This is a genomic window from Acinetobacter sp. DMC2 (genome assembly GCF_056314305.1).
On sequence record NZ_JBQUYP010000003.1, the window covers coordinates 442,183 to 469,009 of the forward strand.

Genomic DNA, 26,827 nt, shown 5'->3' on the forward strand with positions numbered 1-26,827 from the left:
TAAAAACCAACCAAATTTTAAACATGAGGAGCATAACCTCAGGTATTCATATAATGTTTCGCCATTAAATATAATATTTATAAGGAAAAATTAGAGAATTACAATTTATAAAACAAAATATTATTAACCGTTATTTTTTGTTTATTTTTTAAATAGTCTTTTTGCTTAACTTAGTGCAAGTATTAAAAGTTATAAGATGATGTCTCATAAACAATCAATAAGCTGGAGCTATCTTGTGCCATAATTTCTGAGGCTATCTGGTTGTAAAAATATTATTTTTGATGCTGGCTCATTAATAAACCAAACTTACTAGCTATTATTTTTTGTTTTAGGGCAGTTACTGCCGTGACAAGATCATCACAACAAATGTTTATAACTCTGCTTACCGCACTCATACGGTGTATCTTTTAATTCTTCCAATTCCTCTTGTAATTTTTGTCGATCATTTGGAAAAATATTCATAACATCCTGTTGTTTCAATCCAAATCTTTCTTTATTTAACTCCATAAATTCAATCATAGGTTTTTGCGCTTTCCCCACATCACATAAAAGGTCTGCTATTCTCATTTGATGTTTAAAGCTAACTTGTCCTACCGAATGAATTCCGCTTAAATAATTTTCTAAGTTTTGTTCAGCAGTTCGATAATTTTCTATCGACTTTACATAAGTTTCGATTTTCTCTTTTTCTAATTTTTCAGCATGTAAGTAAGTAGAGCTTAAATAAAATAAGACAAGGATAATTGAAGATAGTTTCATTTTTATTGGACGTAAAAATTCTTTGGATTTAAATTATAAATCAAAAGCTCTAGTCTCAGTCTCAATAAACACTACTATAATAAAAAAAACCCACCTTCCGATGAGCTTATTTTTGCTTGGATTAAAGCCAACTTCTTTTTTATATTTTACCCATTAAAAAACCCACCGAAGTGAGTCATTTGTACTCTATATAATAGCTGTTACCATCGGAGCTGTAGAAAACAGAATTTGAAGTAGGGTAAATAAATTCACCTTTTAACAAAATATATTCAACTTTTGGTCTCTGAACTCTAGATGAATGTTTGATTTTATTAGTATTTACTTCCGTATAGTTTGCCTGTGCTCTTTTTTCTTTACCTTGGAAATCAATAATTGTAATGTCTTTTAGCATCAATATGCTCCAATTTAATCATGCATATTATGCCTAACGATATTTTTATACTATCAATATTTTGTAGACAACTCGATTGAATTAATTTTTAAAACTGTATTAATCCACTATCTTTAAAAATTTATATATGTGTGCTTTATGTACCCCTACTTGAAATTTGGATCGCATAATTTCAAAATTTAAAGGATAAGACTCAACAGGTTATATATAATTGATTTTATTTATGAAATAAGTCGTCGAGATAAAGATCCTTTCTAGGACATATCAACACATATCAGTCTTAAAACTACCGCAATGTAAAGGCTTTTAAAGCGTACTATGAACTCTCCCTAGTGAAGATAAGAAGATAAAAATGTCAGGTTTTAAAAGTTTTTCACAAAATACAACTAACAACACAAATCTAATCAAAGCTCAAATGAACAAGCATTCTGTGGCGACACCACCTACTGAAACTGAACCTTCACAAGTTCCTGGCACCGTAAAAGATCTGCCTGAGAATAATGAACAACCTGATCCAAATAACAAATAATTTCTTATTAACAGTGCCTTGGAAGATGTTTTGAGGCTCTGCTACTATAAAAAATAAATTAGTGCACTGATTTATTTTAATATTAACTACTTTTATCAATTTGATTTGTTTAGTTATTTAAGAAATTACAGCCATTCATTCCAGAAAATTGATATGACTAGTCTCTCAGATATGAGGGGCTTTTTTAATTGTTTTTAAACTTAACTGGTATTTATCTGTCCATAAGAAAAAGAGCACTTAAGTGCTCTCTCATCCTTATTGATTTTTATATAAGGCAAAATTTATTGCCCTCTCATATGCTTGTTCCTGTAGCTCCGTATATACGTAGAAATGTTGTTCTGCCTTGGTAACAGGATTAATAAGTTTCATTGGCTCATAACTATGAGTATTTAAATCATTAGGATCAACATCAAAAGCTTCTAATTGCTGCTCTCTCCACTCTCCACTTAGAACACCACCCACACAAAGCCATTTCGTTGTATTGCCCGACATATCTAATCCTTATTTTTGGAGGTGTTCACATACCATATCACGTCGATCTTTATACCGTATTATCTTTTTTATTACTAAAAAATGTTTATCTAATTTTGGCGAATTCTACTGTCGTTAATTTTTATGTTGTTCAAAATCCTAAATGATTTAGCTCTATTTAAAGCTAAAAAAATTCAACTAAAAAAAACCGCCCCAGAGGCGGTCGCTGTAATATTTTCAGCAGTGTAAAGAAGTATGATGCACATACACCTTCATATTCTTATCACGAAGATATTTTAGTTTTTTTAAAGTAATCCTCAGATTTAAAATAATTTATTATCATTTCAACACTTTCTTCTTTTTGGGGGATTATTGGTACAGATTTGATATCTTTATTAAATTCAAAACCTTTTGGTATCATCTGAGACGTAGGAGGAAGTTTTGGCTTTCCACCGATTGTTATTCTTTCAATAAAGCCAGCCAACCACAAAATAAATTCATCTTCATTTTGAAACTTAGGCATAAGAGAAAGATCAATTTTGACTTCGCACTCAGCTAATGGCTTTAAGAGACACTCTTCAAAATTGATAAAATTATGTTTAAGTTTAAACTCAGTACCTTTAATAGCTTTACGGATTTCACAGATTAGACAATTTAAGTTCTCAACTGTATTTTCAGTATATAACTTATCATTTTTTATTTTTTCATATATTTTATCTGCGATAGCTAAATACCTTGGCATCTCCATCTCCTTATAGTTATGAGATTCAAAAGTCTTTGTACGCTTCAGTACCTCTTTATGAAATTATGATAAATTTAACGTTAAAAAATGAAATAATAATATAGCTAAATGTAATCGCCATAGATTCTATGTAAGTACTACTTTCTATACCCTTAAAAAAAATGGTTTTGCAAATTAATTCGCAATATAGTTGTGAAGATCTAATATTAACTCTTCAATGAAGATTCTATTTGAATTTTATGTTTAATATCTTTTTCCTCATCAGTATAGGTTAGTGTGCGTTCATCCCTTCTTTTTCTTAATTTTTCAATTTCAGAATCAACTTTCGCCGTAAGCAAAGATTCCTCTTCTTCTTCCTCATTAGGAATGTAGCCAATTCTTGTTTTCATAATTTGACACTCCTGTTATATCGCATTGTTAGGTCAACACACCTAAATAAACAAGAGAGTTTGTGTATTTTTTCTAAAAAATAAAACTGAATTCTATAACAAAAAACAAAAAAGCCCATCTTCCGATGAGCTTTTTATTTAATTAAAATTAATGGTATGTATTAGCCTTTAAATTCTGCTAATACAAAGTTTTTTACTATTTCATCAAAAGTTGGTTTCAGAAGAGCTTGCTCGCTATTTTTTATAGTTTTATAACAATAACTCGCTGCAACTCCCATACTGAACAAAGCTAACAATTTCATTGCTCACCTCACTTATTGGGAAGAGTGAAATTTAAAGTATCATTCACGTTTGTAGCGTTCCAACTCGTTTTAGCGAGGTTTCTGTATATATTTTAATCAGTGTGTAATAACGAAGCATGCATTGTGGTGGGCTTTCTTTAATGACAGTAATAATCAGTACTCAATAAATTTATGTAAAGCATTAATAAAATGTTCAAAGTTATCTGCTAAGTACAGAACCTTTCTTTTACCCTCATTCATTCCAAAATCATAGAATTCATCATGTAAAACAAGCACGATCTTAGGTTGATCTTTGATCCAAGGAAATCTGTAATCGAAACAAATGAAATTCCCACCAGGTGTAGATCCAAAGCTAATTAATTTTCCGTCATAATCATCAGCCCCTTCGGGAAATTGCATCCCTTCTATTCGAGGTTCATGCAAGTATCCTCCCAACTCTACTGTACTGATATTTAGTTCACCATCAGTGTCAACATAATCAAAGCTAGAAATTTCAGGATAAATGCCATCATGCTGAGAAATAAGTTCAACATATTCTGGCGGAAATACTACCTCTAAGGTAGCTGCAAAATTTTCAATAATTTCTTTATTAATTGCGCCATTTGGATACTGATCCCCAATATCTTGTAGCATTTGATAGTACTCCAGTATTTAAAAAATTTGCCTAATATTCTTAAGCTTCATCTAATTGCGCCTCTGTTCTTAATAAAAAGGCTGTAATTCTACTATTTTTAGAATTCTTTTTTAGAAGAAAAAATAGAACAAGAACATAAAGCAACTACCGAGTCCTATTGTCACCCATGATATTACTTTAGATATAAATCTATCTTCTTTAAAAAAGAATGGTAAAACCCATTTCTTGATGTCTATTTCTCTTAGCCAAGATAAATACCAAGGAAACGTTAATGCAAATATAAGAGAACCTACGAACATAGCAACAGATAGAGGTCTCTTGTAAAATTCAGATCCACTCATTTTAGAAAGCAATATCCAAAAAATTACTTCTAGAGCACATAGCAAGACACATAAATAAATATAAAACTTATCCTTCAGATTAGTGATAAAAATTGGGGTTAGTGTCCAGAACGGAAAAACGAACCCAAAACCAAGTCTAAAACCATATAAACCATCATGAATTTCAACTAGAAAGCAGCGTAGAGGAACTATTACATAATAAAGAGTAAAAAATATAAGGCTTAAAAACTTAACTTGATTAAGAGTGTTAGAGTCAAGGTCTGCAAGAATAGGTTTAGATATTAAATATCCAAAAAAATAAGTAGCATAGAAACTAATTAGATAAATAAATATAAAAAAATATGACTTAGTGTCAAAATCCCCATACAAGAATAAAGATAAAATCCAAAGCAATCCAAAGATAAAGAAATTTTTAGCGATAATAAAAAATGGAGATTTGGTTCTAAGAACTGACGACTCAATCACATCATGCACTTTTTTTACTCTATATTTATATAGCGGTTATAATTTAACTTCATAAATTAATTAAATATCACATATAATTACCATTCTCATCTAGCTCATCTTTTGGTCTATTATGATAATCAGAAATTAAAAAACTAAAATAATCCATCATATTAACCATGATACTTCTTGAAAAATCCAATGTCATATAAAGCCCATATTTTATATCTCTATGCGAATCAAAAAAAGTTTGCACTATTATATTAAAAAAAGCCAACCAATCCTCATCAATATTTTTATTGTTTTTATTAGTTATAATTACTGATAAAATTTCATCTCTTTTTTCTAGAAAAACACCAATGAGGTATCCTCTTAAGTAGTCATGAAATGAAGACAAATTACTTCCAAACTGTTTTGTATTTGCATGAATGTCATTCAAGTGCTCTCGATTATTTCCATATATTTTCTCGCCAAAAAAATCATAAACTTGTTGAAGTTCATCAAAATCAGATATGTCAAAGCAAACTTTAATAATTTGCTTACTATTTGCTTCTTGTTCATAAAAAAAATGGCATGAATCATTTTTAATTTTTATATTTTGCACAATACAACTCCAACACTATGAAAATATTAACGTAGTTTTCATTCATAATTTTCACTGCGGTATATCCAATCTATACATAGCCACTTCTATGTTAAATTAACTACTATATTCTTTGAAAAATTCAATTCATATAACTCCCTTAATTAGTATTTCCATTTTGTTTTTTAAATATTTTTAATGCCTCATGTCTGGTTTTTTGTGTATATTTTTTTGGCATGCCTGCTATTTCTTTAAGCATTAAGATTATTTCATCAGAAATATACTCAGATTTTTTACTCAATAGGTTTAGAGCTAATATAGTCCAATATTCAGAAGTACTATCAGTTAGAGCAAAAATCAGTATTTCTCTAATTTGTTCAAAAGAATAGATATCAGCTATATTCTCAACTTCTTTATTTTCAAGTATTAATAAGCCTGTCCTCACATCTTGCATTAAAATCCCCTCATTATTTGTTTAGTTTTAATAATCTACAGTTATAACTTTAAATTAATCTCTAACCTTTAGTTAGTAAAATTTAGAATTAAGCATTGTCAAATATTACCCAAAAAACCTCTCCACCACCACATTCCTTTCATCCAAACGATTTGAGCTTAAAATCTGAAACATCAAGCCATCAATAAGGTTTAAAACCATGTTGGCATCGGGTTTTAGTGGGCAGTTTTCCAAACTAAACACCAGATCAAAAATCTCATGAAGCAGCCATTTTCTATATTCAATTGCCATGTGGTAGGCCTGAGAATAAATCTGTTTAATTTCAAAAAAGGCTTTCAGTAAAAGGTAGTACAGACTATTAAAATGAACATGTAAAAAAACAATCTCTTTGAGTTTATCGCTTGAGGTTCGGTAACGGCTTGAGTAAATAATTGCCAGCACTTCTTCTTTCAGTCGGCTTTTTTGAAAAGATATGCACCTTTCAACAAGACGCTCTTTTGAGTGAAAGTAGTTATAAAACGTAGCTTTAGGTATTTTGGATTTTTTAGCAATGAGGTCCACGCCTGCATTGTGAAATCCATAGTTATTAAACAGCTCTATTGCAGTATGAATAACCTGTAATTTTTTGGAAGAAGTTTCTAAAGTTGGCATATTTTTACCGTTATAAATTCTTGTTGTTTCTAAAGAGATTAAAAAGCCTGTGCCTTTTCTGGGAGAAAAAAAGGCACAGCAAAGCCGTAAAGACTGTGCTTGGCACATCTCAAGTTTTATTGTTGCTAAGTTTTTAATCGAAATGATTTAAAGCCTGAAAAGCCTAACGGCGATCAAACTGCTTTAAAATGGTTTAAGTTGTGTCGTTATAGACTTTGGCAATGACTGCCAATAATTTATAAATGTGCATAGCCAACTCCTTCTTTTGGGAGTTCTGCCGAAACATTATAAATTATGGTGGCAGAACGGAAGCAGGTTGACGGACTGGTTCAACTCCAGCACACTCGAAAGTGTCCCACTCCCGTCCTACCGCTACGGGAGGGAACGAGATGTGCACACAAAACTATTCCTCAGAAGAAATAATTCTGATGTGGTTGAATTACGGTCCGTCAAAACCGTCTGGCAATGTAGGCCAGCCCGCAAATGGTAATCTGCAATATTTAAGGTGTCAATGTGAAATTGGCTAGATAATATTTAATTAATTATTGTTTTTCATTAAATTACACATTTAAGGAACATCTTAAATATTATCTTAATAAAACTCTCCAACTTTATATATATGTTAACTATTAGGTTTTGCTTGAGTCGTTTTACTACTCGAATAGATAAAATAAAGGGCAATTGCTAAACAGATGAGTGCGCCTAATCGATATGTTGAAAAAGGTAGAATTTTATTGCCAAACCAACCAAAATTATCAATCAACATACTCATTAAGAGTTGCCCAAAAATCACCGCAACCGTAGCAACAGCCGCCCCTATTCTTTGCACAGCTAAGACCATAATTACAATATAGGGAACGCCACACATTGCCCCAAGCAATTGCCATTTAGGTACGTCTAGCAATGTTAAAGTTTGTTTTGGCTCAAAGTAAAAAATAAGCAATGCCGTAATTAAAGCACCTACCGAAAACGTCAAAAACGCACTGCGAAATACGCCAACTTTACTGCCAAGCTGACCATTAATTGCGGCTTGAACACTTAAAAGAGCACCACCGATGACTGCCAATAAAATCATGAATATTGTCATATTACCCACTTATGCTTTTGCAACTAATGAAAGTGCAACCACAATAAAAAAAAGCGCAAGCACACGTTTACGATCTACTTTTCTATGCGGAGTTCCGAGTAGTCCATAGTGATCAATAATCAGACTCTTAAAAACTTGACCCGCCAAAATTCCAATCATGGTCATGGCAATGCCAATAATCGGCGCGGTAATGGTGAGAATAATGACGTAGATCGGACCAATAACACCTCCCAATAACTGCCAAGATGGAAGGGTAAAAAATGAAGGACTGTTACGTGGGCTAAAAAAAAGCATTAATAAAAAAGTAAGTGCGGCCCCTACGCCAAAAATACTAAAAGTAGCCCACAACTCTCCAACTTCTGTTCCTAATGGCCCTAACAGCCCTGCTTCTACTGATAGCCCCATTCCACCCAAAATGGTAAGGAACAGTAATAGAATTTGCATAAAACATTGCCTCATTTTATTTAGACAACGAATCTTAGAGTAGTCAATTCATTAGAAAAACAGCATAATTCATGAATCACTTTTGCAGAAATTGCACAAATGAATTTAACCAATTCGATTGATATTCGTACCCTTCGCTTTTTTATCAGTGTATATAATGCTCAAAACTTCTCTATTGTGGCGAGAAAAGAAGATGTGTCGGCATCGATGATTTCTCGAACCATTCAACAGTTAGAAGATGCGTTAGGGCAGCAACTTTTCTATCGAAATACAAGAGCAATCACTCCGACCGAATCGGGTAAATTATTTTTTGAATATGCCAAAAGAATTACAGAGCAATTTGATGAAGCCCAAAAGGCATTGCAAGATAAAACAATAGAACCCTCTGGACTGGTCCGAATTAATGCACCCGTATTTTTTGGTCAACGGCATATTGCGCCTTGGTTAGCGGGTTTGTCAGAACGGTATCCAAGACTTTTAATAGAACTCATTCAGACGGATGAATTTATAGACCCTCTTCGGGATAGTACCGATTTAATTTTTCGTATTGGAACCCTGACAGACTCATCGTTTCATGCACGTATTTTCGGCACACAAAAATATCATTTGGCAGCATCGCCTACTTACATTGCTAAATACGGCACGCTTGATCATCCCCAACAACTCCATGATCATAAATGTTTAGTCTATAAAGGATTTGAAGGTCCTAATCGTTGGTTAGTGAGAAAACCCGATGAGGAATGGGTACATTATCCAATTGTGCCCTTACTTGCTTCAAATAATGCTGAAAGCTTAATGATGGCTGCACTTAATGGAATGGGAATTGTTTTATTTCCTGACTGGTTAATTGGTGAGGCTTTAAAGAATGGCAAATTAATCAAACTTTTACCTCAATATGAATCCTCTATTAAATCGCAACCACAGCACATCGCAGCAATTTATCCGAATGTGCGTCATCCGCCTTTAAATATTCGGGTAATTATTGATTATTTTGCTGAAGTCTATGGTGAAACACCTTATTGGCAGGATTAAATTTACATTGAAGTACACCGTTTTTTAACTATAACTTATCAATCGGCATGACGAGTGTAATAGCTTATTTAGTGGAATTGTGTTAGTATTTTTTTAGTAGTTACTATTGGGTTTATTAATTCGATATGAGTAAAAATAGCAATCTTGAAGTCTGCCCAATCGCTAGAAGTCTTTCTGTTCTCGGTGATGCGTGGAGTATGTTGATTTTACGTGATGCTCATGCGGGTTTTACACGTTTTGATCAGTTCCGTAAAAGTTTAGGTATTGCACCAACCATGCTAACTAAACGTTTGTCTGTTTTAGTAGAGGAAGGCTTACTCGAAAAAAGACAATATTCTGAACATCCGCCACGTGAAGAGTACCTATTAACTGAAGCGGGTAAAGATTTTTTACCAGCTTTATTTGTGATTGGTGCATGGGGTAGAAAACATAAACCCTTTGAACAACCCGAAAAAATGGTGACTTTTCTTGATGCAGAACAAGGCACTGAAATTAAGCCAATTGTGATTGATCAAGTTACTGGTGCCGAAATTGGTACTCGCCCGATTAGTCAAAAAATCGGATAAGTTAAATAGATAAAAGCACTCAATTAGAGTGCTTTTTATTGGGTTCATGTAAAGTAAATAGGTTACTTTGCCCGTGCCCGTTGGGTGGCATACGTTCCCCAACCACTACGTAAAATCGATTTAATAAATGCCCATAAACCACTTTCATGAGGTTTTGGCTCTCGACCTTTACCCATGCGTTTTATTTGTTGGGTGTACCAAAGTACTTCCATAACCCCCAGACTATCGACTTTCTTAATGCCTGTTTTGATAGGATGCACCGACTGAAGACCATTTTTGCCTGCCAGTAAAAGTTTGGGTACATCAGGTTCAATCGCCATAATTCGCGCAATCCCAATAACATCACACGCTTGAGACTGCAAAGCTTGATTCATGCCTTCTACGGTTCGAAAACCACCTGTAACCATTAACGGTGTTTTTACAAGTTTTCTAACTTTTTCTGCGAAATCAATAAAGAAAGCTTCACGGGCAATGGTCGATGCTTTTTGTGGCGCTTTGGCTACACCTGATTCATAGGTGCCGCCTGATATTTCTATAAGGTCAATGCCTGCATCTGCTAAAGCCTGAATGGTTTCTAACGAGTCTTGTTCGGTAAAACCGCCTTTTTGAAAGTCTGCCGAATTAAGCTTAATCGCAATCGGAAACTCTTTACCGACTTGTTTGCGGATTTCTGCATAAACTTCCATTAAGAAACGACGGCGTTTTTCAGGTGTACCACCCCATTCATCATTTCTTAAATTATGTAAGGGCGACAAGAACTGATTAATCAGATAACCATGTGCAGCATGAATCTCAACGCCACTAAATCCAGCCTTTTTACAGATCGCTGCGCTACGACCAAAACGCTGAATAATATCTATAATCTCTGCTTGTGCAGCTTCATCAGGCGTCGCAAATAAAGATTGCATTTCTGGCCCAAACGGCACTGCCGATGCAGAAATAGTACGGACATTTAACCCTTTGGTTGACTGTTTCCCTGGGTGATTTAACTGTGCCCACAACTGAGAACCTTGCTCGGTCACCGATTTTGCCCATTTTTGTAAAATCGCCAAATCACGTTCATCTTCAACAACCACATTACCCGCCTCACCCAAGGCACGTCGGTCAATCATAATGTTGCCACTAATGATCATCCCAATTCCTGATGCAGCCCAGCGCTGATATAACCGCACATGTTTTTCAGTTGGATTATTTGAATAGGTGGCTAAGGTTTCGCTGGTTGAAGCCTTCGCTAGTCGGTTTGGAATGCTAAAGCCATTGGGTAACATTAATGGCTGATTTAAGAGATTAGTTTTTAATTGCGGTTGAGCCATGGTCTTATCTCACACAGTTAAAGATGATTTTGAATGAGGTTGAATAAAGTCCACTAAACTTTGAAACCACATTACATCTACAAAATTTCCACTAATGACGAGGTCTTGTGTTTTTAGTGCAGTTAAAAACGTATTCACGCTGTCTTTAGCAGACAATACGGCGAATCCTTTACTCGCAGTCTTAAATGTAAAGATAAAACTTGGCGACTTGGTTAGCCCTGAATAAGAGTTAATCTTGCCATTCTTGACTTCAAAATATCGCCCTTCACCACTTGCCGTCTGAATCTGAAAGGTGACATTTTTATCATTCACAAACGCTGCACATTTCGGATTCTTTTTTACCGCACGCTGCATGAGCTTAGTGAGCATCCACAGCAACAATTTAAATTTCATGATTTTTGCCTTCTTGATTCATCAAATTGATTAGCTCGAACTCATGCATTTATTCATCTAAAAACTGGCTTGCATGCTTTACAAAGCGTTCAGGGTATTGAAATTGAGCGCCATGTCCTGCATCTGGATAGATAAATAGCTGCGCGTTTGGAATGTTAAGTGCCATGTGATAGGCGTTGATGGTCGGAATCATCACATCATCAACACCATTTAAAATAAAAGTAGGTTGTTTAATCTCACGTAAATGCGCAAATGGATCTTGTTCATCAAGTTTAGGTAAGAAATGCATATTGGCCTCGATTTGTGCCTGCATGACTTCAACTGAGCTTGGGGTATCTTGATCTTTGCGTTCATGTCGACGTTGCCAAAATTCACGGCCCGCTTGAATAGCAGCTTCAGATCGGCCAAAAAATAAAAAGAGAAAGTCTTCTTCAGATGGCACAGCAGTTGTGGCATGTTTCAATACTAATGTCGCCACTTCTGGGTCGTCACCGCGTGGTTTACCCCCTCTTGGCCCTGTACCTAAAAGCATCAGCTTTCTTACAAGTTCAGGATGACGGCGTACTAAATCTTGTGCCTGAAACCCACCGAGTGAAAAGCCTAATAAATCAACTTGTTTTAGGCCCAATGCACGAATGACAGCGGCTGCATCATCTGCCATATCTTCAATACGGGTACGAGGCTGACCTGTAGATGAAGCTATGCCTCGACCATTAAACAAAATGACTTCACGCCCTTGTGCCAAACCATTGGTAATGATTGGGTCCCAGTTATCTAAACCGCCTCGAAAGTGTTGAAGAAAAAATAGCGGTGGTTGCCCTGTATTTGAGTTACCCCATCGACGATAGGCAAATTTTGCTCCATCTACTTCAATGAATTGGGTCTCGGCTGTTTGGTGTGTAATTGTTGTCATCGTCATTATCCTAAATTTAAGTTCTTATTTCGCTAAGAATGTAAGTGATTGTTTTACAAAATCTTCATTGAATTGAAAAATTCCACCATGGCCAGCATCGGGATAGATTACGAGAGAACTATTCGGCAAACGTTTTGCCAAATCATAGGTGTTCACAGTTGGGACCATTCGGTCATGATCGCCATTAGCAACTAACACAGGTTGTTGAATCAAAGAAAGGTCGGAAGGTTTCTTACTTCCCCATTTTTTGAGTGCTTTAAGCTGGGCACGGTAAGCAGAAATGGTGATTTCTTTATCGCGATTTTCGGTACGTTCGTTAATACGTTGAATAAACTGTTTAGCGGCAGCTTTACCATTTTCTGTACGCGTGAAGAAAAGATAAACCTTAGGGTCTTGGCCAGTCACCATTCCACGAACTAAATCCCAATTAGAAATTCGTCCAACCGTACTAATGCCTGTACCACCCGCAGGACCAGTTCCCGACAAAATCATTTTTCGAACTAAATTCGGCTGCTTCAAAGCAATCTCTTGTGAAATCATGCCACCCATCGAGAAGCCAAATAAATCAACTTGCTTAAAGCCTTTTGCTTGAATGAATGCAATCGCATCGTCTGCCATTTGCTCAATCGACTGGGCTGGTTTACCTGTAGAAGCACCAACACCACGATTATCAAACACCACCACATGATGTTTAGCCGCAATTCCATCAATAATTCGTGGGTCCCAATTATCTAGAACAGCCGCCAAGTGATTTAAGAAGATGACAGGCGTTCCACCGTTTTGTTGACCATATTCTCGGTAAGCGAAGTTAACGCCACCTGCATTAATAAATTGAGTGGGTACATTCTTCCAATTTGTATCTTGCTCGGCGTTTTGCCCTGCTTGCAGATTGCTAACGGCAATTGATGACACTTTATGTGCCTGAATTGACGGTTCATTAAAAGAAACCGATGGCACAACCTCTGCCTGAGTTAAGGGAGCGCTAAAAACAGATAACGCCGTCAAACTCATAGCCACTGTATTTAATAAAAACTTCATTTCTCTGATCCTCAAATTTAATTCATTGATCTGATTTATCTGTTTTTTATGAGTGATCTTTCAAAGGGAGAAAAGATAAAAAACAGAGTAAGTATCGATTTAATACTCACTATACACAGGCAAAAATATATTGTCACTATCTTTTTAGTAGTAACTATTTTATTTTTAGATTATGATGAAAAAATCAAGCCGGAATTGATTTGGTTCAGGCGACAAAGTTTAAGTAAGGAACATGATATGACCAGCAAAGTAGTTCTCATTACAGGCGCATCTTCGGGTATTGGGTTAGCAACCGCAGACCTTTTACATGAGGCAGGATTTACTGTTTATGGCACAAGCCGACAAGCAAAAAACTCATCAAACTATAAATTTCATCTGATTGAGTTAGATGTAAATCAAGATGACTCAGTCGCTCAAGCCATTGAAAAAGTAATAGCAAATGAAGGTCGAATTGATGTCTTAATTAACAATGCTGGGTTTGCAATTTCACCCGCTGGTGCTGAAGAAAGCTCAATGCAACAAGCACAGGCTATTTTTGATACTAATTTTTTTGGTGCTGTTCGAATGACTCGCGCAGTTATTCCGCACATGCGTCAGAAAAAATCAGGGCTTATTTTAAATATCAGTTCAATTCTTGGACTTGTGCCTATGCCTTTTGGCGCTCTTTATTCGGCGTCTAAACATGCACTTGAAGGTTATTCTGAGTCTTTAGACCACGAGTTAAGATCACAAGGTATTCGTGTATCTTTGATTGAACCTGCTTATACGAATACTTCTTTAGGAGTAAACTTACTTGAAGCAGACAATAAAGTTTCTTTTTACGATCAAACGCGTGAAAAGCTACACAAACAAATGATTCATTCAATTAATAAGTCAGATGACCCGAGTGTAGTGGCCCATACCATTTTAAATGTCATTGAGAGTCAAGACGTCGTACCTCGCTATACAGCAGGTAAAACTGCAAAAAAATTAAAAGCTCTTCGTCGCTTTGCTCCTGTCAAAGTCTTTGACAAGCTAGTTCAGCGAAGCATGAAGGTGTAGTGCAGAATCAAAACTAAAACATTAAAAAATTTCAAAAAGAATAGAGGTTCCAAATGAAAGCAGCTTATATAACCCGCTACGGCAAGATTGATGATGTACAAATCAATGAACAACCCAAACCCTCTTTAACCGAAAATGGAGTACTGGTTAAAGTACATGCAGCCAGTATTAATCCTCTGGACTTAAGAGTTTTAGAGGGTGATTTTAAGGCAATTCTGCCCGTCCTATTTCCTTTCATCTTAGGCAATGATTTTGCAGGTACAGTTGTAGAAGTAGGCTCGAAGGTTTCTCAGTTTAAAGTCGGAGATGAAGTCTATGCCAAGACCGATTTAAACGGTGCTTTTGCTGAATATACGGTCGTTCAAGCGTCTTCACTGGCGCTTAAATCGCAAAATATTTCGATGGAACAAGCAGCAGCCCTACCTTTAGTTTCCTTAACTTCCTGGCAAGCGCTGGTTGAAATTGCAAAAGTTAAAGCTGGTCAAAAAGTACTTATTCATGCAGGTTCAGGTGGTGTGGGTTCAATTGCAATTCAACTTGCCAAATCACTTGGCGCTACGGTTGCAACCACAACCAGTGGCAAAAATAGTGGTTGGGTGAAAGAGCTAGGCGCCGACATCATCATTGACTATAAAACAATGGACTTTGAGCAGGAGCTTAAAGACTACGACGTAGTTTTAGATACACAAGGCGGGAAAACCTTAGAAAAATCACTAAACGTTCTTAAACGCGGTGGACGTCTTATTAGTATTTCAGGACCACCTGACCATGCTTTTGCAGAGGCAATTAATCCGAACTGGTTCCTAAAATGTGTTATCCCGATGTTAAGCTGGTCAATTCGACATAAAGCAAAGAAACGCGGCATTACTTATACATTTTTATTTATGCAGCCAAATGGTCAACAGCTCTCAAAAATTACTGAACTGGTAGAAGCTGGAAAAATTAAACCTGTGGTTGACCAGACCTATGGCTTTGTTCAAATCAAAGAAGCGCTTCAATATGTAAATGCTGGCAGATCAAAAGGGAAAGTGGTGTTAAATATAGCTGACTATTAAACAGTTTGTAGGTCAAACTCAACAACATAATCAGGCACAGCCTCTATTGTTTAAAGCTGATATAAAAAGCTTCAAAATGAGGCTTTTTATTTGTCTTTCATCTGGTTTGTTCTGGTCTAAAAGCTGAACCATTGCCCCATTAATCCCACAAAAAACATAGAAGCTTTTTGTTTTGATATATTGGCTTTTAAATTAATGAAATAGACTTCCTCATTAATTTTTTCTCTACCCATTCTTGATGTAAATCAAATATAATAAAATATCTAAAACCAAGTTTTATTTTAAATTATTTAAGACAACAAAAAAGTACAAACCTTGAAACATTATTTTTAAAACAATTGTTTTTTGTTTCAAATAAATTAACCTAATAAGCACTTAAAATATTATTATATAATATATCCACAAGCATAAATAAATCATAAACATTTATTTTTAATAAAAATTTTTTCATAAATTAAATTAATAAAAAATTTAAATTTCAAAAAAATCACTAAGTTAATTCAATAAAATCCTATAAAAAAACTTTATTTCATATAAACATACCTCTATCCTAACCAAATAATAAATGGAAGTAATTTACTAAATTAACATTACAAAAAACAAACATCCAAAATATTTATATGAATATATAAAAATAATACTCTTTTTATAAAAAAGGATGGATTATGAAAATAGTAAGATCAAGAAATGGAGTGCTTTTCACCCTTTATTCATTATTAAATCCTATTCCATTTGGTTTTTTTGTTGGAGCTTTAATTTTTGATATTACTTATAAAAATACAGGTGAAATATTATGGGCCAATGCAGCGAGTTGGCTCGTTGTGTTGGGACTAATTTTTGCCATTATTCCTCGTTTAATTAATTTATTTTATGTGTGGTTTCGACCAATACAAAGTATCAGGAAAGCTGAAATAGCTGGTTTTTTCCTTTATGGTTTTGCCATAGTGAGCGGAATCTTTAATGCTTTTATACATAGTCGAGATGCGTATGGGATTGTTCCTGCTAACGTAATTCTTTCTTTCATCACTGTTTTATTAATTTGTATTTATTACATATATGAGTCGACTGCTAGAAATGATGTAGAAGATTAATAGGAAGGGAATATGAAAACTATCTATAAAACCACATTATTTTTTTTAATGAACTTAGCACTATTTGGATGTAGTAAAGAAAATGTTATTGATCTTGATAAACAGTATGGTGCAAATCCTGAGTTACCAGAAGCCCAAAATTATTTAGTTCCTCCTATGAAAGTTCCCCGAGGAGTGGGTTGGGCAGAAAATCAAAAACCTGTTGTCGCACAAGGTTTAAAAATTGAAAAAATTGCCGATAAATTATTACACCCAAGACAGCTTTACACACTTCCAAATGGCGATATTTTAGTTGTTGAATCGAATAGCCCAGGGGAAGCACCGACTACGACACCAAAACAGCTTATTGCAAATAAAGTTAAAGGCCTTTCTGGAAAGGGCGGAAAAGGTGGAAACCAAATAACCTTATTACGACCAACTGAAACAGGTGAATGGAAACGATATGTTTTCCTAAAAAATCTCTATTCTCCTTTTGGTGTTCAGCTCATTGGTGACTCTTTATACGTTGCCAATACAAACAACATTACTAAATATCATTATGTAGAAGGCTCAACCTCTATTAATGATACGGGAACAGTTCTAGCAGATTTACCGGACACAATTAACCATCATTGGACAAAATCTTTAGTCGCCAGTAAAGATGGAACCAAGCTATATGTTGGTGTTGGTTCGAATAGTAATATTGGTGAAAAAGGTTTAGCTGTTGAATATCGCCGAGCAACTGTACTTGAAGTTGATGTACTTACTGGCGCTAGTCGTATCTATGCAAGTGGAATACGAAATCCAACAGGTTTACAAATAGAACCTGAAACCAATCAACTTTTCGCCATAGTAAATGAGCGAGACGAAATTGGTGGAAGTTTAGTTCCTGACTATCTAACTGCTGTACAAGATAAAGGTTTCTATGGATGGCCTTATAGTTATTTTGGTCAGCATTTAGATACACGTGTAAAACAACAACGCCCAGATTTGGTTAAAAAAGCAATTAAGCCAGATTATTCATTAGGCTCTCATGTTGCACCTTTAGGTTTATGGTTTGCATCGGAAACAACAAATCTTGGTGATCAATTTAAAAAAGGTGCTTTTGTAAGTAATCATGGTAGTTGGAATAGAACCCCCTTAAATGGTTACAACGTAGTGTTCATCCCATTTATAAATGGTAAACCAACAGGAATTCCTAAGCCTGTAGTGAGTGGTTTTTACTCTCAAGATCAAAAGAGTTTGTATGGTGCACCTGTAGGCCTAACACAAGATCGCTCAGGAGCTTTACTGGTTGCAGATGATGTTGGGAATGCGATCTGGCGAGTAAGTATTCAATAAATACTCATTTAGTATAACTTTGCATGCTCAAACTTAAGCTGACTTTCATTATTTTGAATTGATTGGCAGGTTAAATTTGAGCTGCTCTTTTGAGACCAAATAGTCCTGAAACTATCCTCATTATCTTTAGAACAAAATCAATTTATTGAAACTTTAAAGAATAGACATAAATATATTCATATTGTCTTGCTCTCTCATTATTTTTATGTATGATTGAGTAATCACTCAATTAATGTATTTATATATGGCTCGTCCTCGTAGTGAAGATAAACGGAATGCAATTTTAAGCGCTGCTATTGAAACATTAGCAGAGCTTGGCGAGCGTGCGTCTACCTCAAAAATTGCAAAAGTCGCTGGTGTAGCAGAAGGTACTTTATTTACCTATTTTAGTAATAAAGAAGAACTGCTGAACCAGTTATATCTTTCACTAAAGGCTGAACTACGTCAGGTCATGATGCTTGGTTACCCTACTGATTCTGACCTACAAACACAAATGTCACATATTTGGCAAAGCTATTTGGACTGGAGTTTAGAAGCTCCTCTTAAACGTAAAGTCATGGCACAGCTTTCAACCTCGGAACAAATTACTGAACAAAGCAAACAAATTGGCATGCAAACCTTTTGTGACCTCACCCAAAACATTCAAGAACGTATTAACGATGGCAAATTAAGAGATTATCCACCGTTATTTATTGCTTCAATTTTAGGTGCGCTTGCCGAAGTTACACTTAATTTTATTACCCAAGACCCTTCTCAAACCGAGCGTTATCGTAAATCTGGTTTTGAAGCGTTTTGGCATGCAGTTTCAATTTAGATAAAAGTTAAGGATGCGCGGCGTCCTTATTTTTAAAGCAATTAATGAGTGAGCAAATACTCATTTAAATAAATCAAAATAAGCACTTAGCCCAAGTTCTTATTTGCACATATAGGTTTGTTCCAATAAGGAAAAACAAAATGACTATTTTAAACACAACAGACTTGCCTGCTCCCTTAATGCCATCACAGCAGCACAATGGCAAATTTAGAAATACGCGTCCAAACCAACACAAGCCTTCTTTTGGCAAAACGCTCCAGCTCATGTGGAAGTTTCTATTTAACAAACCAAAAGACACCGTTCCAAATAGAGAAATTCCTGTTTTAAGTTTGTCGAAAGAACAGTTGTTAAGTGCACCCGATCGCTCTCTATTTCGTTTGGGCCACTCAACCATCTTGTTAAAACTGCAAAATGAATTTTGGTTAACCGACCCAGTTTTTTCAGAGCGTGCATCACCTTTTCAATGGCTTGGACCAAAACGTTTCCACCAGCCACCAATTAGCATTGCGGACTTACCACCCATTAAAGGCGTGATTTTGTCGCATAACCACTACGACCACCTCGACTATCATGCGGTTATGCAGCTTAACGATAAAGTTGAGCATTTTTTAACACCGCTTGGTGTGGGTGACACACTCATTAAATGGGGAATTCCAGCAGAAAAAGTTCAACAACTCGATTGGTGGGATACTACCCATGTGGATGGACTAAAATTGGTGGCTACCCCTGCTCATCATTTTTCAGGCCGTGGTATGGGCGATAGCAATGCGACGCTTTGGGCTTCGTGGGTGATTATTGATAATGACTTACGTGTGTTTTTTAGCGGTGACACAGGCTATTTCGATGGGTTTAAAGAGATTGGACATCGTTATGGTCCGTTTGATTTGACCATGTTAGAAACGGGCGCTTACGACCCTGAGTGGCCAGATGTTCACATGCAGCCAGAGCAAACTTTACAAGCACATATCGATTTAAAAGGTCGTCATTTGTTGCCTGTGCATAACGGTACTTTTGACTTGGCACTTCATGCTTGGGATGACCCGTTTGAACGTATTGTCGGTTTGGCTAAAGAAAATGCGTTAGCGATTAGCACGCCACAAATGGGTGAACTATTGAATCTTAATGAACCAAATGTCGAAAATTATTGGTGGCGATCTTAAGTTTGAAGAAATTATTTGGAGAGTAAAAGAATGCTTTTGCTCTCCAATTTTAATATTTTAACTTGCCTTATGTGCCTTCCAAGGAAACTTAATTGTGCACAAAACAAAAAACAGAAATAAAAATTGGGAAATATACATATAGTTGAGCAAGTCTCGGCCCACTTTTAATGTAATCCAAGTGTTGTGAATGACATCACTAAATATAATGAGAAAAGTTAGAATTAAGCCGATACGTGGTCTATAAAATAGAAGAATTGCTGCAAGTGGATCAATAAAGGTTAAAGATGTCCAATAAATACAGGTAAATAGTGGTGCATTGTTATAATCCCAAAACAAACCGTGCATTAGAACTGTTTGCAAATGGTTGAACCCTGCACCGATAAGACAAAGTGCATAAATACATCTAATAATAAATTCAGTTTTCAAAACAACTCTCTTATTCATTCATCATGCTATCTAAAAATATTTTTATTCAGATAAAGCTATTCAATATTTTAATTGAAACAATCTACATAAATATAATTTAAAAGACTCTATAAATAAATGATAAGTGTCTATCCCCTTCCTCTATCTTACTTATAAGTTGTGAACTATTTGATTAAACATCTATTAGACATCCGTACGATTAAAAGAAATCAATAAAATATTTTTATTTATTAAAATTTAAATTATTCAATTAGATATATTCATAATTAACACTTTGATAGCGTTTATTTAAAACTAGGACTAACTTTGTCTTAGTTTTATTATTGACTTAAAACACAGACTGCATTAGTCTGTGTTTGTAATTGATCAATTATGAAATTAAATGGCTTATATCACTAGTAGCGTCGAGTATGCGATTCACTGTCTCCTTTTTCTTGTGAACAATGAAGACAAACCTTTGAGTAGTAAGGATCTTGCTGAATTACAAGGAGTCTCTCCAAGTTTTATGGCCAAGATTTTTCCTAAACTTGAAAAGGCAGGTCTCGTTATTGCTCAAGAAGGTGTTCGTGGTGGGTATTTACTCGCTCGATCCGCTCATGAAATCAGTTTTTTAGATATCGTGAATGCAATCGAGGGTGAAAAACCGCTTTTTGAGTGCCAAGAAGTTCGCGGTAAATGCGCGGTCTTTAATCATGCTCCGCCAGACTGGGCAACCAGTGGTGTGTGTGCAGTACATGCAGTCATGCTACAGGCCGAAAAAGCCATGCGAGACGCTTTAGGTGCTCATACACTTGGTGATATTGCTGACCGTTTTGGCCGTTATGCACCCGACGTATTTTTTAGTGATGTAAATGGCTGGATCAATGAACGCATCGAAGGAAGAACAGCAAAAATGCGGAAAAACAAAATCTCAGGGGATACCCCCGACTAATGAATTGAAAGGGTCTCAAACCCTAGAGCAATAACACCCCGTAATCATTTTAAACGCCTTCTCAGATTTTTCGGACAATCAGAGAAAGGATTCGCTCACCCTAAATTTTGTGATGAGTTGGAATGTGTTGTCCGAAAATCTATCAAAAGGATAATCAAATGAGTAAGCGTATTATTATTGCAGGTTCTGGCTTTGCTGGTTTATGGGCTGCACTCGCTGCACAAAGAGCAATTCACTTAGCATCGCAAGAACAAAACATTGAAGTGGTGATGGTTTCCCCTAGCCCGAATGTTGGGATTCGTCCTCGTCTTTATGAAGCTGTGCTTGAGAACATGAACCCTGATATTTCAGAGTTATTAAGTGTGGTTGGAGTTAAATTTCTGGCAGGTTGGGTAAATAAAATTGATGTCGACCAACAGGCAATTGAAGTTTCAACCACCGATGGCAGCAAACAAACTTTAAGCTATGACCGTTTTATTCTGGCAACCGGAAGTACTACGTTTATGCCGCCAATACCGGGTCTTACCGAATATGGCTTTAGCGTAAGCACACTAGAAGATGCTGAAAAACTAGACCAACATCTTAAAAACTTAGCCAGTAAACCTGCAAATGCAGCGCGTAATACGGTGGTCGTTGCAGGTGGTGGTCTTACTGGGTTAGAAACCGTTACTGAAATGCCTGAACGTCTGCGTAGCATTTTAGGTGAAACTAATGTCCGTGTAGTTTTAGTTGATTCCTCAACAGAAATTGGCGCGGCGATGGGTGACCAAGCTGCTACCGTTATTCGAGAAGCTCTTAACGAGCTTGGTGTGGAAGGTAAAGCTGGGCTACGAGTTACAGCACTAGATACATCAGGGGTAACACTTTCTAATGGCGAAAGAATTGAAACAGAAACCGTGATCTGGACTGCGGGCATGCGAGCCAACCAACTCACCTCTCAAGTTACTGGTGAAAAAGATAATTTAGGACGTATTTTAGGGGATGCTTATTTACATGCACCTGAAGCAAAAAATATTTTTGTGACGGGCGACACTGTAAAAGTTCCAACCGATGATTTAGGTAACTTTAACGTGATGTCTTGCCAACATGCCATGAGCCTAGGTCGTGTAGCGGGTTACAACGCTGCGGCAGAATTGGTTGATTTACCACTTCATGCCTACAGTCAACCGAAGTATGTGACGTGTGTTGACTTAGGTCCTTGGGGCGCACTCTATAGCGAAGGTTGGGATCGTCAGGTTCAATTTGTACGTGATGAAGCTAAAAAAATTAAACAAGAAATTAATACCGTCTGGATTTACCCACCAGCCGCAGATCGTGAAGCAGTTTTTGCAATAGCTAACCCTGATTTTGTGATTGTTCCTTAAACTTAGCCTTTCTAGTTCAAACCACTTTATTTAAACAGCAGAAAAGCAAAACCGTCACCGGTTTTGCTTTTAGAACTTTTTTAGTCATTAAATTATGACTTTTCTAACTCTTCTATTATCGCTAAAGCCGTTTTTTTAGCAGAAAATGGGTTTTGTCCTGTAATTAAATTGCCGTCTTGAACCACGTGCGGTGCAAATGGAATAAAGGCCTTATCATAATGTGCACCATATTCTTTAGCCAACTCTTCAGCATTGTATGGGACCTTTTTCGCGACCCCTGCCAAAACCTCTTCACTCCAAGCAAAGCCCGTTAACTTTTTATCTTTTATCAGTCGTTCGCCATTTGAAAGCCTTATATTGAGCAAGCCGCAATAACCATGACAAACACTCGAAACAATGCCACCCTTTTCATAAATATTTTTGGTGATTTCTTGCAGTTCAGGATTATCTAAAAAATCCCACATAACACCGTGACCGCCTGTGTAATAGATCACGTCATAATCTTGCCAATTAATATCAGAAGGCTTAAAAGTATTGGCCAATAAAGTCATAAAAGCTTGATCATCTTCCCTCGCTTTTACAGACTTATCAGAAACCAAAGCTCCTAATGATTTTGGTTCAATCGGGGTTTTTCCGCCATTGGGACTAACAATATCTTGTATATAACCTTGCGTTTCAAATTCGTCATAGGCATGGGTAAGCTCACCTAACCACAGCCCTGTTGGTTCATCGATATCTTTATAGCGTGAAACATTGGTCACGACATGTAATATACGTTTAGACATTTCATCACCTCATTGTTCATATTTATAATTCTTTCATCTATCAAAGCATAGAAAGCTGTTACTGAAAGTGTGCGCTTAGTAAAGTTATGAACCTTGCTTTTACATGACTATAAGTCTAAAGTTAACTTGAATGTCAATAGAGTATGTGGTTATGAATATTAGTGAGTTATCTAAACTAAGCGGTTTAAGTACCCCTACAATTCGTTACTACGAGCAAATCAAACTCTTGCCTAAAGCCAAAAGAAAATCAAATGGCTACCGCGAATATACCGACAACGATTTAAAGCAACTTTCTTTAATTCAGCAAGCCCAGCAAGTTGGATTTTCTTTAGCAGAAATTAAAGCTTTTCTCCCTTCAAAAGTGAGTAGTTGGAACCATGACGCACTCATCCAAACACTTGAATCAAAAATTCAAGAAATTGAACTTTTAGAACAAAAACTAAAAGTGAGTAAGCAAAATTTACGAACCATGGTTGAAGCGATTAATAACAAACCAGATGAAATTACTTGCGAAGAAAATGCAGAACGACTCATGAACCTCTATTACGACAAAGCAAAAACACCGTAATTTCTTAGAGGACTATTGACCTTAAAGTGCACTTTAAACATACGATGGATCTCAGGTGATAGATGAGGAGCCTGTGATGTTTAAAGTTTGGGATTTTCAGCGTTGGTTAACAATTATTTTTGCTATTTTTTTGACTGCCAATGTGGCACATGCCGCAGAGTCAGATAAGGCTCAAAACCTTAGCAAAGCAAATGGAAAAATTTTAGTCGTGATGACCAATCACTCAGCTTACCCTTCCCGTTCGGATAAAACTGGACTTTGGCTAACAGAGCTCACTCATTTTTATGATGTCGCTTTGGCTGCTGGCTATGATATGGATTTTGTAAGTCCTTTAGGCGGTCAGGTTCCTCTAGATGAACGTAGCTTAAAGTCTATTTATTTAGACAAATCAGCACGAGATCATTTAGCTGACCCAGCCTTTATGCAGCGGTTAAAAACAACGTTAGCTCCGAGCGCGATTAATCCTACCCAGTATAAAGCCATTTATTATACTGGTGGCCACGGCACCATGTGGGATTTCCCAACCAATAAAGCTTTGCAGAACATTAGTGAGCAGATCTATCGCCAAGGTGGAGTCGTTTCAGCAGTATGTCACGGCGTGGGTGGTTTATTACCTTTGCAGGATGAAAATGGCAAACCTTTAATTGTAGATAGAACCGTTACGGGTTTCGCAAATATTGAAGAAACGCTGTCGGGTATTAAGTCTCAAGTTCCTTTTTCACTACAAAATGGACTCATTGAACGTGGAGCAAAATATAAACAAGCATTTGTTCCATTTACCTCATATGTAGTTTCAGACGACAGAATTATTACAGGACAAAATCCGCAGTCGAGTAAAGAAATTGCCGAGGCAGTGGTTAAGCGTTTAAGTAGCATTCAATAAATCTAAAAAGACGAATTACAGCCCTATTCTGTAATTCGTCTTTTTCATATAAATACTATAAAAAATCAGCCAATCTTTTGATAGTGAAGGCCTATTGCACCTGAAGCAAACGTTTTATTTTCAATAAGTTTAAGATTAGTGTTTTCTTGAATACCTTGGAATAGTGGCAAGCCACTACCAATCAGCACAGGCGAAACCGTAATTTTGTATTCATCAATTAAACCAAGTTGCATCAGATAATGCGCAAAGCGAGGACTTCCCAGAATTACCATATCCTTGCCCTGCTTCTGTTTAAGTTTATTAATTTCTTCTTCGACATGGTCTTTCACAAGTCTGGAGTTATTCCATTCAACTGTATCTAAAGTAGTTGAAAAAACGATTTTTTCTGTCTTTTCAATCCATTTTGCATGGTTGCGTTCGTGTTCTGAAGCTTCTGGGTTTGAAAGCATGGTTGGCCAGTAATTATGCATCATCTGGTAAGTCGCACGCCCCCAAATCACAGTATCGGCAGTACTCAAAACTTCTTTGGCATGATTTGCTAAATCGGCATCGTAAGCAATCCAGCCTATGTCCATTGCCCCATTTGGACCTTCCACAAAACTATCTAGCGATGCATGTAGAAATAGTATGAGTTTTCTCACTATTCTCATTCCTTTGTTATGAAAAATATTTATCGCTTTTTAGTATATTCAATTTGAATTATTTCTTATGGAGTGTTTTGTTTGCTGTTTTTCTTTCATCTATACAAAGCTGTATTTACTTGAAATATTTAAAAAATAACCCAAACAAGAATGACTCCTTGTTCGGGATTATTTATAAACATGCTGTTTTAATAAAGACTTTTAATTAATGACCAGCGGACCAGAACCCGGCAACTCGGTCACTAGCTTATAGCCCATCAGTTTTGCAGGTGTATATGTACCGCCTTTAACGGTATTTTTGAGTAAATAATTCACCACAGTCAGAGAGCCATTTACGGTAAGGCTATACGCATTTTCTGTTTGGATACGGGCGGTTTTTATTTCCCCACGCATATTTCTTGCTTCACCCCAAACATAGGTAGGTACTTTCGCACGGAGTTCCTCATTTGGCCCAACGACCGTTTTTTCAATACGCGACTTAATAAACTTCTGTACGGCTTTTAGTTTTAATACTGGGCGTACATAGTTCATCATTTTCGCGCCCATAATCATTTTGGGAAATGCAGGTACAAACACTTCAATGTTTGGAATACCTGTTGTATAGAACGCTGTAGATACGTCTCCCCACGGAACGCTCATAGCACTTTTTTTACCGTCCCCAAAATCAATAGTTCGGACGTAGTGTGCCAATGGAACCGTAGTAATTTTTCCGTTTTTACGAATTTTTCCACCCTCTGCCATACCTTCTGTACTGGTTTTGGCAGTACCCGGTGAAAGTCCTGTTCTTGAGTCGAAACCAAGTGCTAAATGAGTCGCATCTGGCAGTGCTTCTTTCAAGGCAGCTGCCACACAGTCTGTCGGAATCACATCGAAACCAACACCCGGACAAAGCACGATATCGGCTTTTTCGGCTTGGCTGTTAAGTGACTGCGCTAATTCAAAAACTGCAATTTCACCAGTAATATCGAGATAGTGAGCACCTGCTTTTATACAAGCTTCCATCATGGGCTTCGAGGTCGCTGAAAATGGTCCTGCGCAGTGCATGACCAACTTAAAGCCTTGGATTTGCTCACTTACTGCATCTACGCTATCAAGTCCAAAAGCTTTATAGTTGAGCCCCAACTCTTGAGCGAGTGTTTCAACCTTGGCTTTGTTACGACCAGCCAAAGTTGGTTTTAGACCTTGGCGTACAGCTTCACGAGCGATTAACTCACCCGTGTAGCCATTTGCTCCATAGATTATCCAATTTGAATCGTTAGGATTTGTCATAACACT

General features: G+C 36.4%; 33 protein-coding genes. 12 read left to right on the forward strand and 21 right to left on the reverse strand.

Annotation, left to right across the window (positions count from 1 at the left end; genetic code table 11):
• Positions 1-357 precede the first annotated feature (357 nt).
• The 13 genes from ACT53H_RS08845 to ACT53H_RS08905 form a co-directional block, all read right to left on the reverse strand.
• Complete coding sequence (locus ACT53H_RS08845; protein WP_476009085.1) at positions 358-756, reverse strand: hypothetical protein; 399 nt, start codon at positions 754-756, stop codon at positions 358-360.
• Positions 757-931: 175 nt separating this feature from the next.
• Positions 932-1,147: a hypothetical protein gene (locus ACT53H_RS08850; RefSeq protein ID WP_004792153.1), complete on the reverse strand. Its 216-nt coding sequence runs from the start codon at positions 1,145-1,147 to the stop codon at positions 932-934.
• Positions 1,148-1,931: 784 nt separating this feature from the next.
• Positions 1,932-2,168, reverse strand: coding sequence for a hypothetical protein (locus ACT53H_RS08855; protein WP_004792149.1), 237 nt, complete (start codon positions 2,166-2,168; stop codon positions 1,932-1,934).
• A gap of 262 nt (positions 2,169-2,430) precedes the next feature.
• Positions 2,431-2,889, reverse strand: coding sequence for a hypothetical protein (locus ACT53H_RS08860; protein ID WP_476009086.1), 459 nt, complete (start codon positions 2,887-2,889; stop codon positions 2,431-2,433).
• A gap of 206 nt (positions 2,890-3,095) precedes the next feature.
• Positions 3,096-3,278 carry a hypothetical protein gene (locus ACT53H_RS08865; protein WP_151748298.1) on the reverse strand — a complete coding sequence of 61 codons (183 nt, stop codon included), beginning with the start codon at positions 3,276-3,278 and terminating at the stop codon, positions 3,096-3,098.
• Between the two features lie 161 nt (positions 3,279-3,439).
• Positions 3,440-3,580 (reverse strand): hypothetical protein, encoded by a 141-nt coding sequence (locus tag ACT53H_RS08870; protein WP_004792143.1) that lies wholly within the window; start codon positions 3,578-3,580, stop codon positions 3,440-3,442.
• Between the two features lie 153 nt (positions 3,581-3,733).
• Complete coding sequence (locus ACT53H_RS08875) at positions 3,734-4,213, reverse strand: SMI1/KNR4 family protein (protein WP_476009087.1); 480 nt, start codon at positions 4,211-4,213, stop codon at positions 3,734-3,736.
• A gap of 111 nt (positions 4,214-4,324) precedes the next feature.
• Positions 4,325-5,029 (reverse strand): hypothetical protein, encoded by a 705-nt coding sequence (locus ACT53H_RS08880; RefSeq protein WP_476009088.1) that lies wholly within the window; start codon positions 5,027-5,029, stop codon positions 4,325-4,327.
• Between the two features lie 58 nt (positions 5,030-5,087).
• Complete coding sequence (locus tag ACT53H_RS08885) at positions 5,088-5,603, reverse strand: hypothetical protein (RefSeq protein ID WP_238611461.1); 516 nt, start codon at positions 5,601-5,603, stop codon at positions 5,088-5,090.
• A 139-nt stretch (positions 5,604-5,742) separates the two neighbouring features.
• Positions 5,743-6,036 (reverse strand): hypothetical protein, encoded by a 294-nt coding sequence (locus ACT53H_RS08890; RefSeq protein WP_174765375.1) that lies wholly within the window; start codon positions 6,034-6,036, stop codon positions 5,743-5,745.
• 105 nt (positions 6,037-6,141) lie between these two features.
• Entirely contained in the window at positions 6,142-6,687 is a 546-nt protein-coding gene (locus ACT53H_RS08895) for a TetR/AcrR family transcriptional regulator (protein WP_476009121.1), read from the reverse strand.
• 622 nt (positions 6,688-7,309) lie between these two features.
• A complete protein-coding gene (locus ACT53H_RS08900; protein ID WP_476009089.1) occupies positions 7,310-7,774 on the reverse strand; it encodes a DMT family transporter in 465 nt (154 codons plus the stop codon).
• 9 nt (positions 7,775-7,783) lie between these two features.
• The gene (locus ACT53H_RS08905; protein ID WP_476009090.1) at positions 7,784-8,218 is read right to left on the reverse strand and encodes a DMT family transporter; all 435 of its coding nucleotides are present in this window, start codon (positions 8,216-8,218) and stop codon (positions 7,784-7,786) included.
• A 99-nt stretch (positions 8,219-8,317) separates the two neighbouring features.
• Here ACT53H_RS08905 and ACT53H_RS08910 point away from each other — a divergent pair, with 99 nt between their 5' ends.
• Both ACT53H_RS08910 and ACT53H_RS08915 read left to right on the forward strand, forming a co-directional pair.
• Entirely contained in the window at positions 8,318-9,250 is a 933-nt protein-coding gene (locus ACT53H_RS08910) for a LysR family transcriptional regulator (RefSeq protein WP_476009091.1), read from the forward strand.
• A gap of 125 nt (positions 9,251-9,375) precedes the next feature.
• The gene (locus ACT53H_RS08915) at positions 9,376-9,816 is read left to right on the forward strand and encodes a winged helix-turn-helix transcriptional regulator (RefSeq protein ID WP_107881418.1); all 441 of its coding nucleotides are present in this window, start codon (positions 9,376-9,378) and stop codon (positions 9,814-9,816) included.
• Between the two features lie 62 nt (positions 9,817-9,878).
• Here ACT53H_RS08915 and ACT53H_RS08920 read toward each other — a convergent pair whose 3' ends face one another.
• The 4 genes from ACT53H_RS08920 to ACT53H_RS08935 are packed head-to-tail and all read right to left on the reverse strand — an operon-like array spanning position 9,879 to position 13,473.
• Positions 9,879-11,129, reverse strand: a complete 1,251-nt coding sequence (locus tag ACT53H_RS08920) for an NADH:flavin oxidoreductase/NADH oxidase family protein (protein ID WP_476009092.1) — start codon at positions 11,127-11,129, stop codon at positions 9,879-9,881.
• Positions 11,130-11,138: 9 nt separating this feature from the next.
• Entirely contained in the window at positions 11,139-11,525 is a 387-nt protein-coding gene (locus tag ACT53H_RS08925) for a hypothetical protein (protein ID WP_004792125.1), read from the reverse strand.
• Positions 11,526-11,571: 46 nt separating this feature from the next.
• On the reverse strand, positions 11,572-12,435 hold the full coding sequence (locus ACT53H_RS08930) for an alpha/beta fold hydrolase (RefSeq protein WP_476009093.1): 864 nt from the start codon (positions 12,433-12,435) through the stop codon (positions 11,572-11,574).
• A 24-nt stretch (positions 12,436-12,459) separates the two neighbouring features.
• Entirely contained in the window at positions 12,460-13,473 is a 1,014-nt protein-coding gene (locus ACT53H_RS08935; RefSeq protein WP_476009094.1) for an alpha/beta fold hydrolase, read from the reverse strand.
• Positions 13,474-13,710: 237 nt separating this feature from the next.
• Here ACT53H_RS08935 and ACT53H_RS08940 point away from each other — a divergent pair, with 237 nt between their 5' ends.
• From ACT53H_RS08940 to ACT53H_RS08965, 6 genes are all read left to right on the forward strand, one after another.
• Entirely contained in the window at positions 13,711-14,514 is an 804-nt protein-coding gene (locus ACT53H_RS08940; RefSeq protein WP_476009095.1) for an oxidoreductase, read from the forward strand.
• A gap of 53 nt (positions 14,515-14,567) precedes the next feature.
• The gene (locus ACT53H_RS08945; RefSeq protein ID WP_476009096.1) at positions 14,568-15,569 is read left to right on the forward strand and encodes an NADP-dependent oxidoreductase; all 1,002 of its coding nucleotides are present in this window, start codon (positions 14,568-14,570) and stop codon (positions 15,567-15,569) included.
• Positions 15,570-16,234: 665 nt separating this feature from the next.
• Complete coding sequence (locus tag ACT53H_RS08950) at positions 16,235-16,660, forward strand: DUF2231 domain-containing protein (protein WP_476009097.1); 426 nt, start codon at positions 16,235-16,237, stop codon at positions 16,658-16,660.
• 12 nt (positions 16,661-16,672) lie between these two features.
• Positions 16,673-17,980 (forward strand): PQQ-dependent sugar dehydrogenase, encoded by a 1,308-nt coding sequence (locus ACT53H_RS08955; protein ID WP_476009098.1) that lies wholly within the window; start codon positions 16,673-16,675, stop codon positions 17,978-17,980.
• Positions 17,981-18,224: 244 nt separating this feature from the next.
• A complete protein-coding gene (locus ACT53H_RS08960; protein WP_144729852.1) occupies positions 18,225-18,794 on the forward strand; it encodes a TetR/AcrR family transcriptional regulator in 570 nt (189 codons plus the stop codon).
• A 140-nt stretch (positions 18,795-18,934) separates the two neighbouring features.
• Positions 18,935-19,954, forward strand: a complete 1,020-nt coding sequence (locus ACT53H_RS08965; protein ID WP_476009099.1) for an MBL fold metallo-hydrolase — start codon at positions 18,935-18,937, stop codon at positions 19,952-19,954.
• 57 nt (positions 19,955-20,011) lie between these two features.
• Here ACT53H_RS08965 and ACT53H_RS08970 read toward each other — a convergent pair whose 3' ends face one another.
• Complete coding sequence (locus tag ACT53H_RS08970) at positions 20,012-20,380, reverse strand: hypothetical protein (RefSeq protein WP_476009122.1); 369 nt, start codon at positions 20,378-20,380, stop codon at positions 20,012-20,014.
• A 382-nt stretch (positions 20,381-20,762) separates the two neighbouring features.
• On the opposite strand from ACT53H_RS08970, the gene ACT53H_RS08975 reads away from it, so the two are divergent.
• Positions 20,763-21,311 carry an RrF2 family transcriptional regulator gene (locus ACT53H_RS08975; protein ID WP_476009100.1) on the forward strand — a complete coding sequence of 183 codons (549 nt, stop codon included), beginning with the start codon at positions 20,763-20,765 and terminating at the stop codon, positions 21,309-21,311.
• Between the two features lie 158 nt (positions 21,312-21,469).
• Positions 21,470-22,675, forward strand: coding sequence for an NAD(P)/FAD-dependent oxidoreductase (locus ACT53H_RS08980; protein ID WP_476009101.1), 1,206 nt, complete (start codon positions 21,470-21,472; stop codon positions 22,673-22,675).
• A 92-nt stretch (positions 22,676-22,767) separates the two neighbouring features.
• On the opposite strand, the gene ACT53H_RS08985 is transcribed toward ACT53H_RS08980, so the two are convergent.
• Positions 22,768-23,460 carry a type 1 glutamine amidotransferase domain-containing protein gene (locus tag ACT53H_RS08985; protein WP_476009102.1) on the reverse strand — a complete coding sequence of 231 codons (693 nt, stop codon included), beginning with the start codon at positions 23,458-23,460 and terminating at the stop codon, positions 22,768-22,770.
• Positions 23,461-23,611: 151 nt separating this feature from the next.
• Between ACT53H_RS08985 and ACT53H_RS08990 the strand changes: the two genes are divergently transcribed.
• Positions 23,612-24,028 carry a MerR family transcriptional regulator gene (locus ACT53H_RS08990; RefSeq protein ID WP_004792109.1) on the forward strand — a complete coding sequence of 139 codons (417 nt, stop codon included), beginning with the start codon at positions 23,612-23,614 and terminating at the stop codon, positions 24,026-24,028.
• Positions 24,029-24,104: 76 nt separating this feature from the next.
• Positions 24,105-24,911, forward strand: coding sequence for a type 1 glutamine amidotransferase domain-containing protein (locus ACT53H_RS08995; RefSeq protein ID WP_476009103.1), 807 nt, complete (start codon positions 24,105-24,107; stop codon positions 24,909-24,911).
• A 65-nt stretch (positions 24,912-24,976) separates the two neighbouring features.
• On the opposite strand, the gene ACT53H_RS09000 is transcribed toward ACT53H_RS08995, so the two are convergent.
• Positions 24,977-25,552, reverse strand: a complete 576-nt coding sequence (locus tag ACT53H_RS09000) for a dihydrofolate reductase family protein (protein WP_476009104.1) — start codon at positions 25,550-25,552, stop codon at positions 24,977-24,979.
• A gap of 201 nt (positions 25,553-25,753) precedes the next feature.
• Positions 25,754-26,821: a saccharopine dehydrogenase family protein gene (locus ACT53H_RS09005; RefSeq protein WP_474769488.1), complete on the reverse strand. Its 1,068-nt coding sequence runs from the start codon at positions 26,819-26,821 to the stop codon at positions 25,754-25,756.
• Between the last annotated feature and the right edge of the window lie 6 nt (positions 26,822-26,827).

Excerpts from the sequence above, each read along its gene's own strand:
- ACT53H_RS08845 (WP_476009085.1), bottom strand. The coding sequence starts at position 756 with ATGAAACTATCTTCAATTATCCTTGTCTTATTTTATTTAAGCTCTACT.
- ACT53H_RS08850 (WP_004792153.1), bottom strand. The coding sequence starts at position 1,147 with ATGCTAAAAGACATTACAATTATTGATTTCCAAGGTAAAGAAAAAAGA.
- ACT53H_RS08855 (WP_004792149.1), bottom strand. The coding sequence starts at position 2,168 with ATGTCGGGCAATACAACGAAATGGCTTTGTGTGGGTGGTGTTCTAAGT.
- ACT53H_RS08860 (WP_476009086.1), bottom strand. The coding sequence starts at position 2,889 with ATGCCAAGGTATTTAGCTATCGCAGATAAAATATATGAAAAAATAAAA.
- ACT53H_RS08865 (WP_151748298.1), bottom strand. The coding sequence starts at position 3,278 with ATGAAAACAAGAATTGGCTACATTCCTAATGAGGAAGAAGAAGAGGAA.
- ACT53H_RS08870 (WP_004792143.1), bottom strand. The coding sequence starts at position 3,580 with ATGAAATTGTTAGCTTTGTTCAGTATGGGAGTTGCAGCGAGTTATTGT.
- ACT53H_RS08875 (WP_476009087.1), bottom strand. The coding sequence starts at position 4,213 with ATGCTACAAGATATTGGGGATCAGTATCCAAATGGCGCAATTAATAAA.
- ACT53H_RS08890 (WP_174765375.1), bottom strand. The coding sequence starts at position 6,036 with ATGCAAGATGTGAGGACAGGCTTATTAATACTTGAAAATAAAGAAGTT.
- ACT53H_RS08895 (WP_476009121.1), bottom strand. The coding sequence starts at position 6,687 with ATGCCAACTTTAGAAACTTCTTCCAAAAAATTACAGGTTATTCATACT.
- ACT53H_RS08900 (WP_476009089.1), bottom strand. The coding sequence starts at position 7,774 with ATGACAATATTCATGATTTTATTGGCAGTCATCGGTGGTGCTCTTTTA.
- ACT53H_RS08905 (WP_476009090.1), bottom strand. The coding sequence starts at position 8,218 with ATGCAAATTCTATTACTGTTCCTTACCATTTTGGGTGGAATGGGGCTA.
- ACT53H_RS08910 (WP_476009091.1), top strand. The coding sequence starts at position 8,318 with ATGAATTTAACCAATTCGATTGATATTCGTACCCTTCGCTTTTTTATC.
- ACT53H_RS08915 (WP_107881418.1), top strand. The coding sequence starts at position 9,376 with ATGAGTAAAAATAGCAATCTTGAAGTCTGCCCAATCGCTAGAAGTCTT.
- ACT53H_RS08920 (WP_476009092.1), bottom strand. The coding sequence starts at position 11,129 with ATGGCTCAACCGCAATTAAAAACTAATCTCTTAAATCAGCCATTAATG.
- ACT53H_RS08930 (WP_476009093.1), bottom strand. The coding sequence starts at position 12,435 with ATGACAACAATTACACACCAAACAGCCGAGACCCAATTCATTGAAGTA.
- ACT53H_RS08935 (WP_476009094.1), bottom strand. The coding sequence starts at position 13,473 with ATGAAGTTTTTATTAAATACAGTGGCTATGAGTTTGACGGCGTTATCT.
- ACT53H_RS08940 (WP_476009095.1), top strand. The coding sequence starts at position 13,711 with ATGACCAGCAAAGTAGTTCTCATTACAGGCGCATCTTCGGGTATTGGG.
- ACT53H_RS08945 (WP_476009096.1), top strand. The coding sequence starts at position 14,568 with ATGAAAGCAGCTTATATAACCCGCTACGGCAAGATTGATGATGTACAA.
- ACT53H_RS08950 (WP_476009097.1), top strand. The coding sequence starts at position 16,235 with ATGAAAATAGTAAGATCAAGAAATGGAGTGCTTTTCACCCTTTATTCA.
- ACT53H_RS08955 (WP_476009098.1), top strand. The coding sequence starts at position 16,673 with ATGAAAACTATCTATAAAACCACATTATTTTTTTTAATGAACTTAGCA.
- ACT53H_RS08960 (WP_144729852.1), top strand. The coding sequence starts at position 18,225 with ATGGCTCGTCCTCGTAGTGAAGATAAACGGAATGCAATTTTAAGCGCT.
- ACT53H_RS08965 (WP_476009099.1), top strand. The coding sequence starts at position 18,935 with ATGACTATTTTAAACACAACAGACTTGCCTGCTCCCTTAATGCCATCA.
- ACT53H_RS08975 (WP_476009100.1), top strand. The coding sequence starts at position 20,763 with ATGGCTTATATCACTAGTAGCGTCGAGTATGCGATTCACTGTCTCCTT.
- ACT53H_RS08980 (WP_476009101.1), top strand. The coding sequence starts at position 21,470 with ATGAGTAAGCGTATTATTATTGCAGGTTCTGGCTTTGCTGGTTTATGG.
- ACT53H_RS08985 (WP_476009102.1), bottom strand. The coding sequence starts at position 23,460 with ATGTCTAAACGTATATTACATGTCGTGACCAATGTTTCACGCTATAAA.
- ACT53H_RS08990 (WP_004792109.1), top strand. The coding sequence starts at position 23,612 with ATGAATATTAGTGAGTTATCTAAACTAAGCGGTTTAAGTACCCCTACA.
- ACT53H_RS08995 (WP_476009103.1), top strand. The coding sequence starts at position 24,105 with ATGTTTAAAGTTTGGGATTTTCAGCGTTGGTTAACAATTATTTTTGCT.
- ACT53H_RS09005 (WP_474769488.1), bottom strand. The coding sequence starts at position 26,821 with ATGACAAATCCTAACGATTCAAATTGGATAATCTATGGAGCAAATGGC.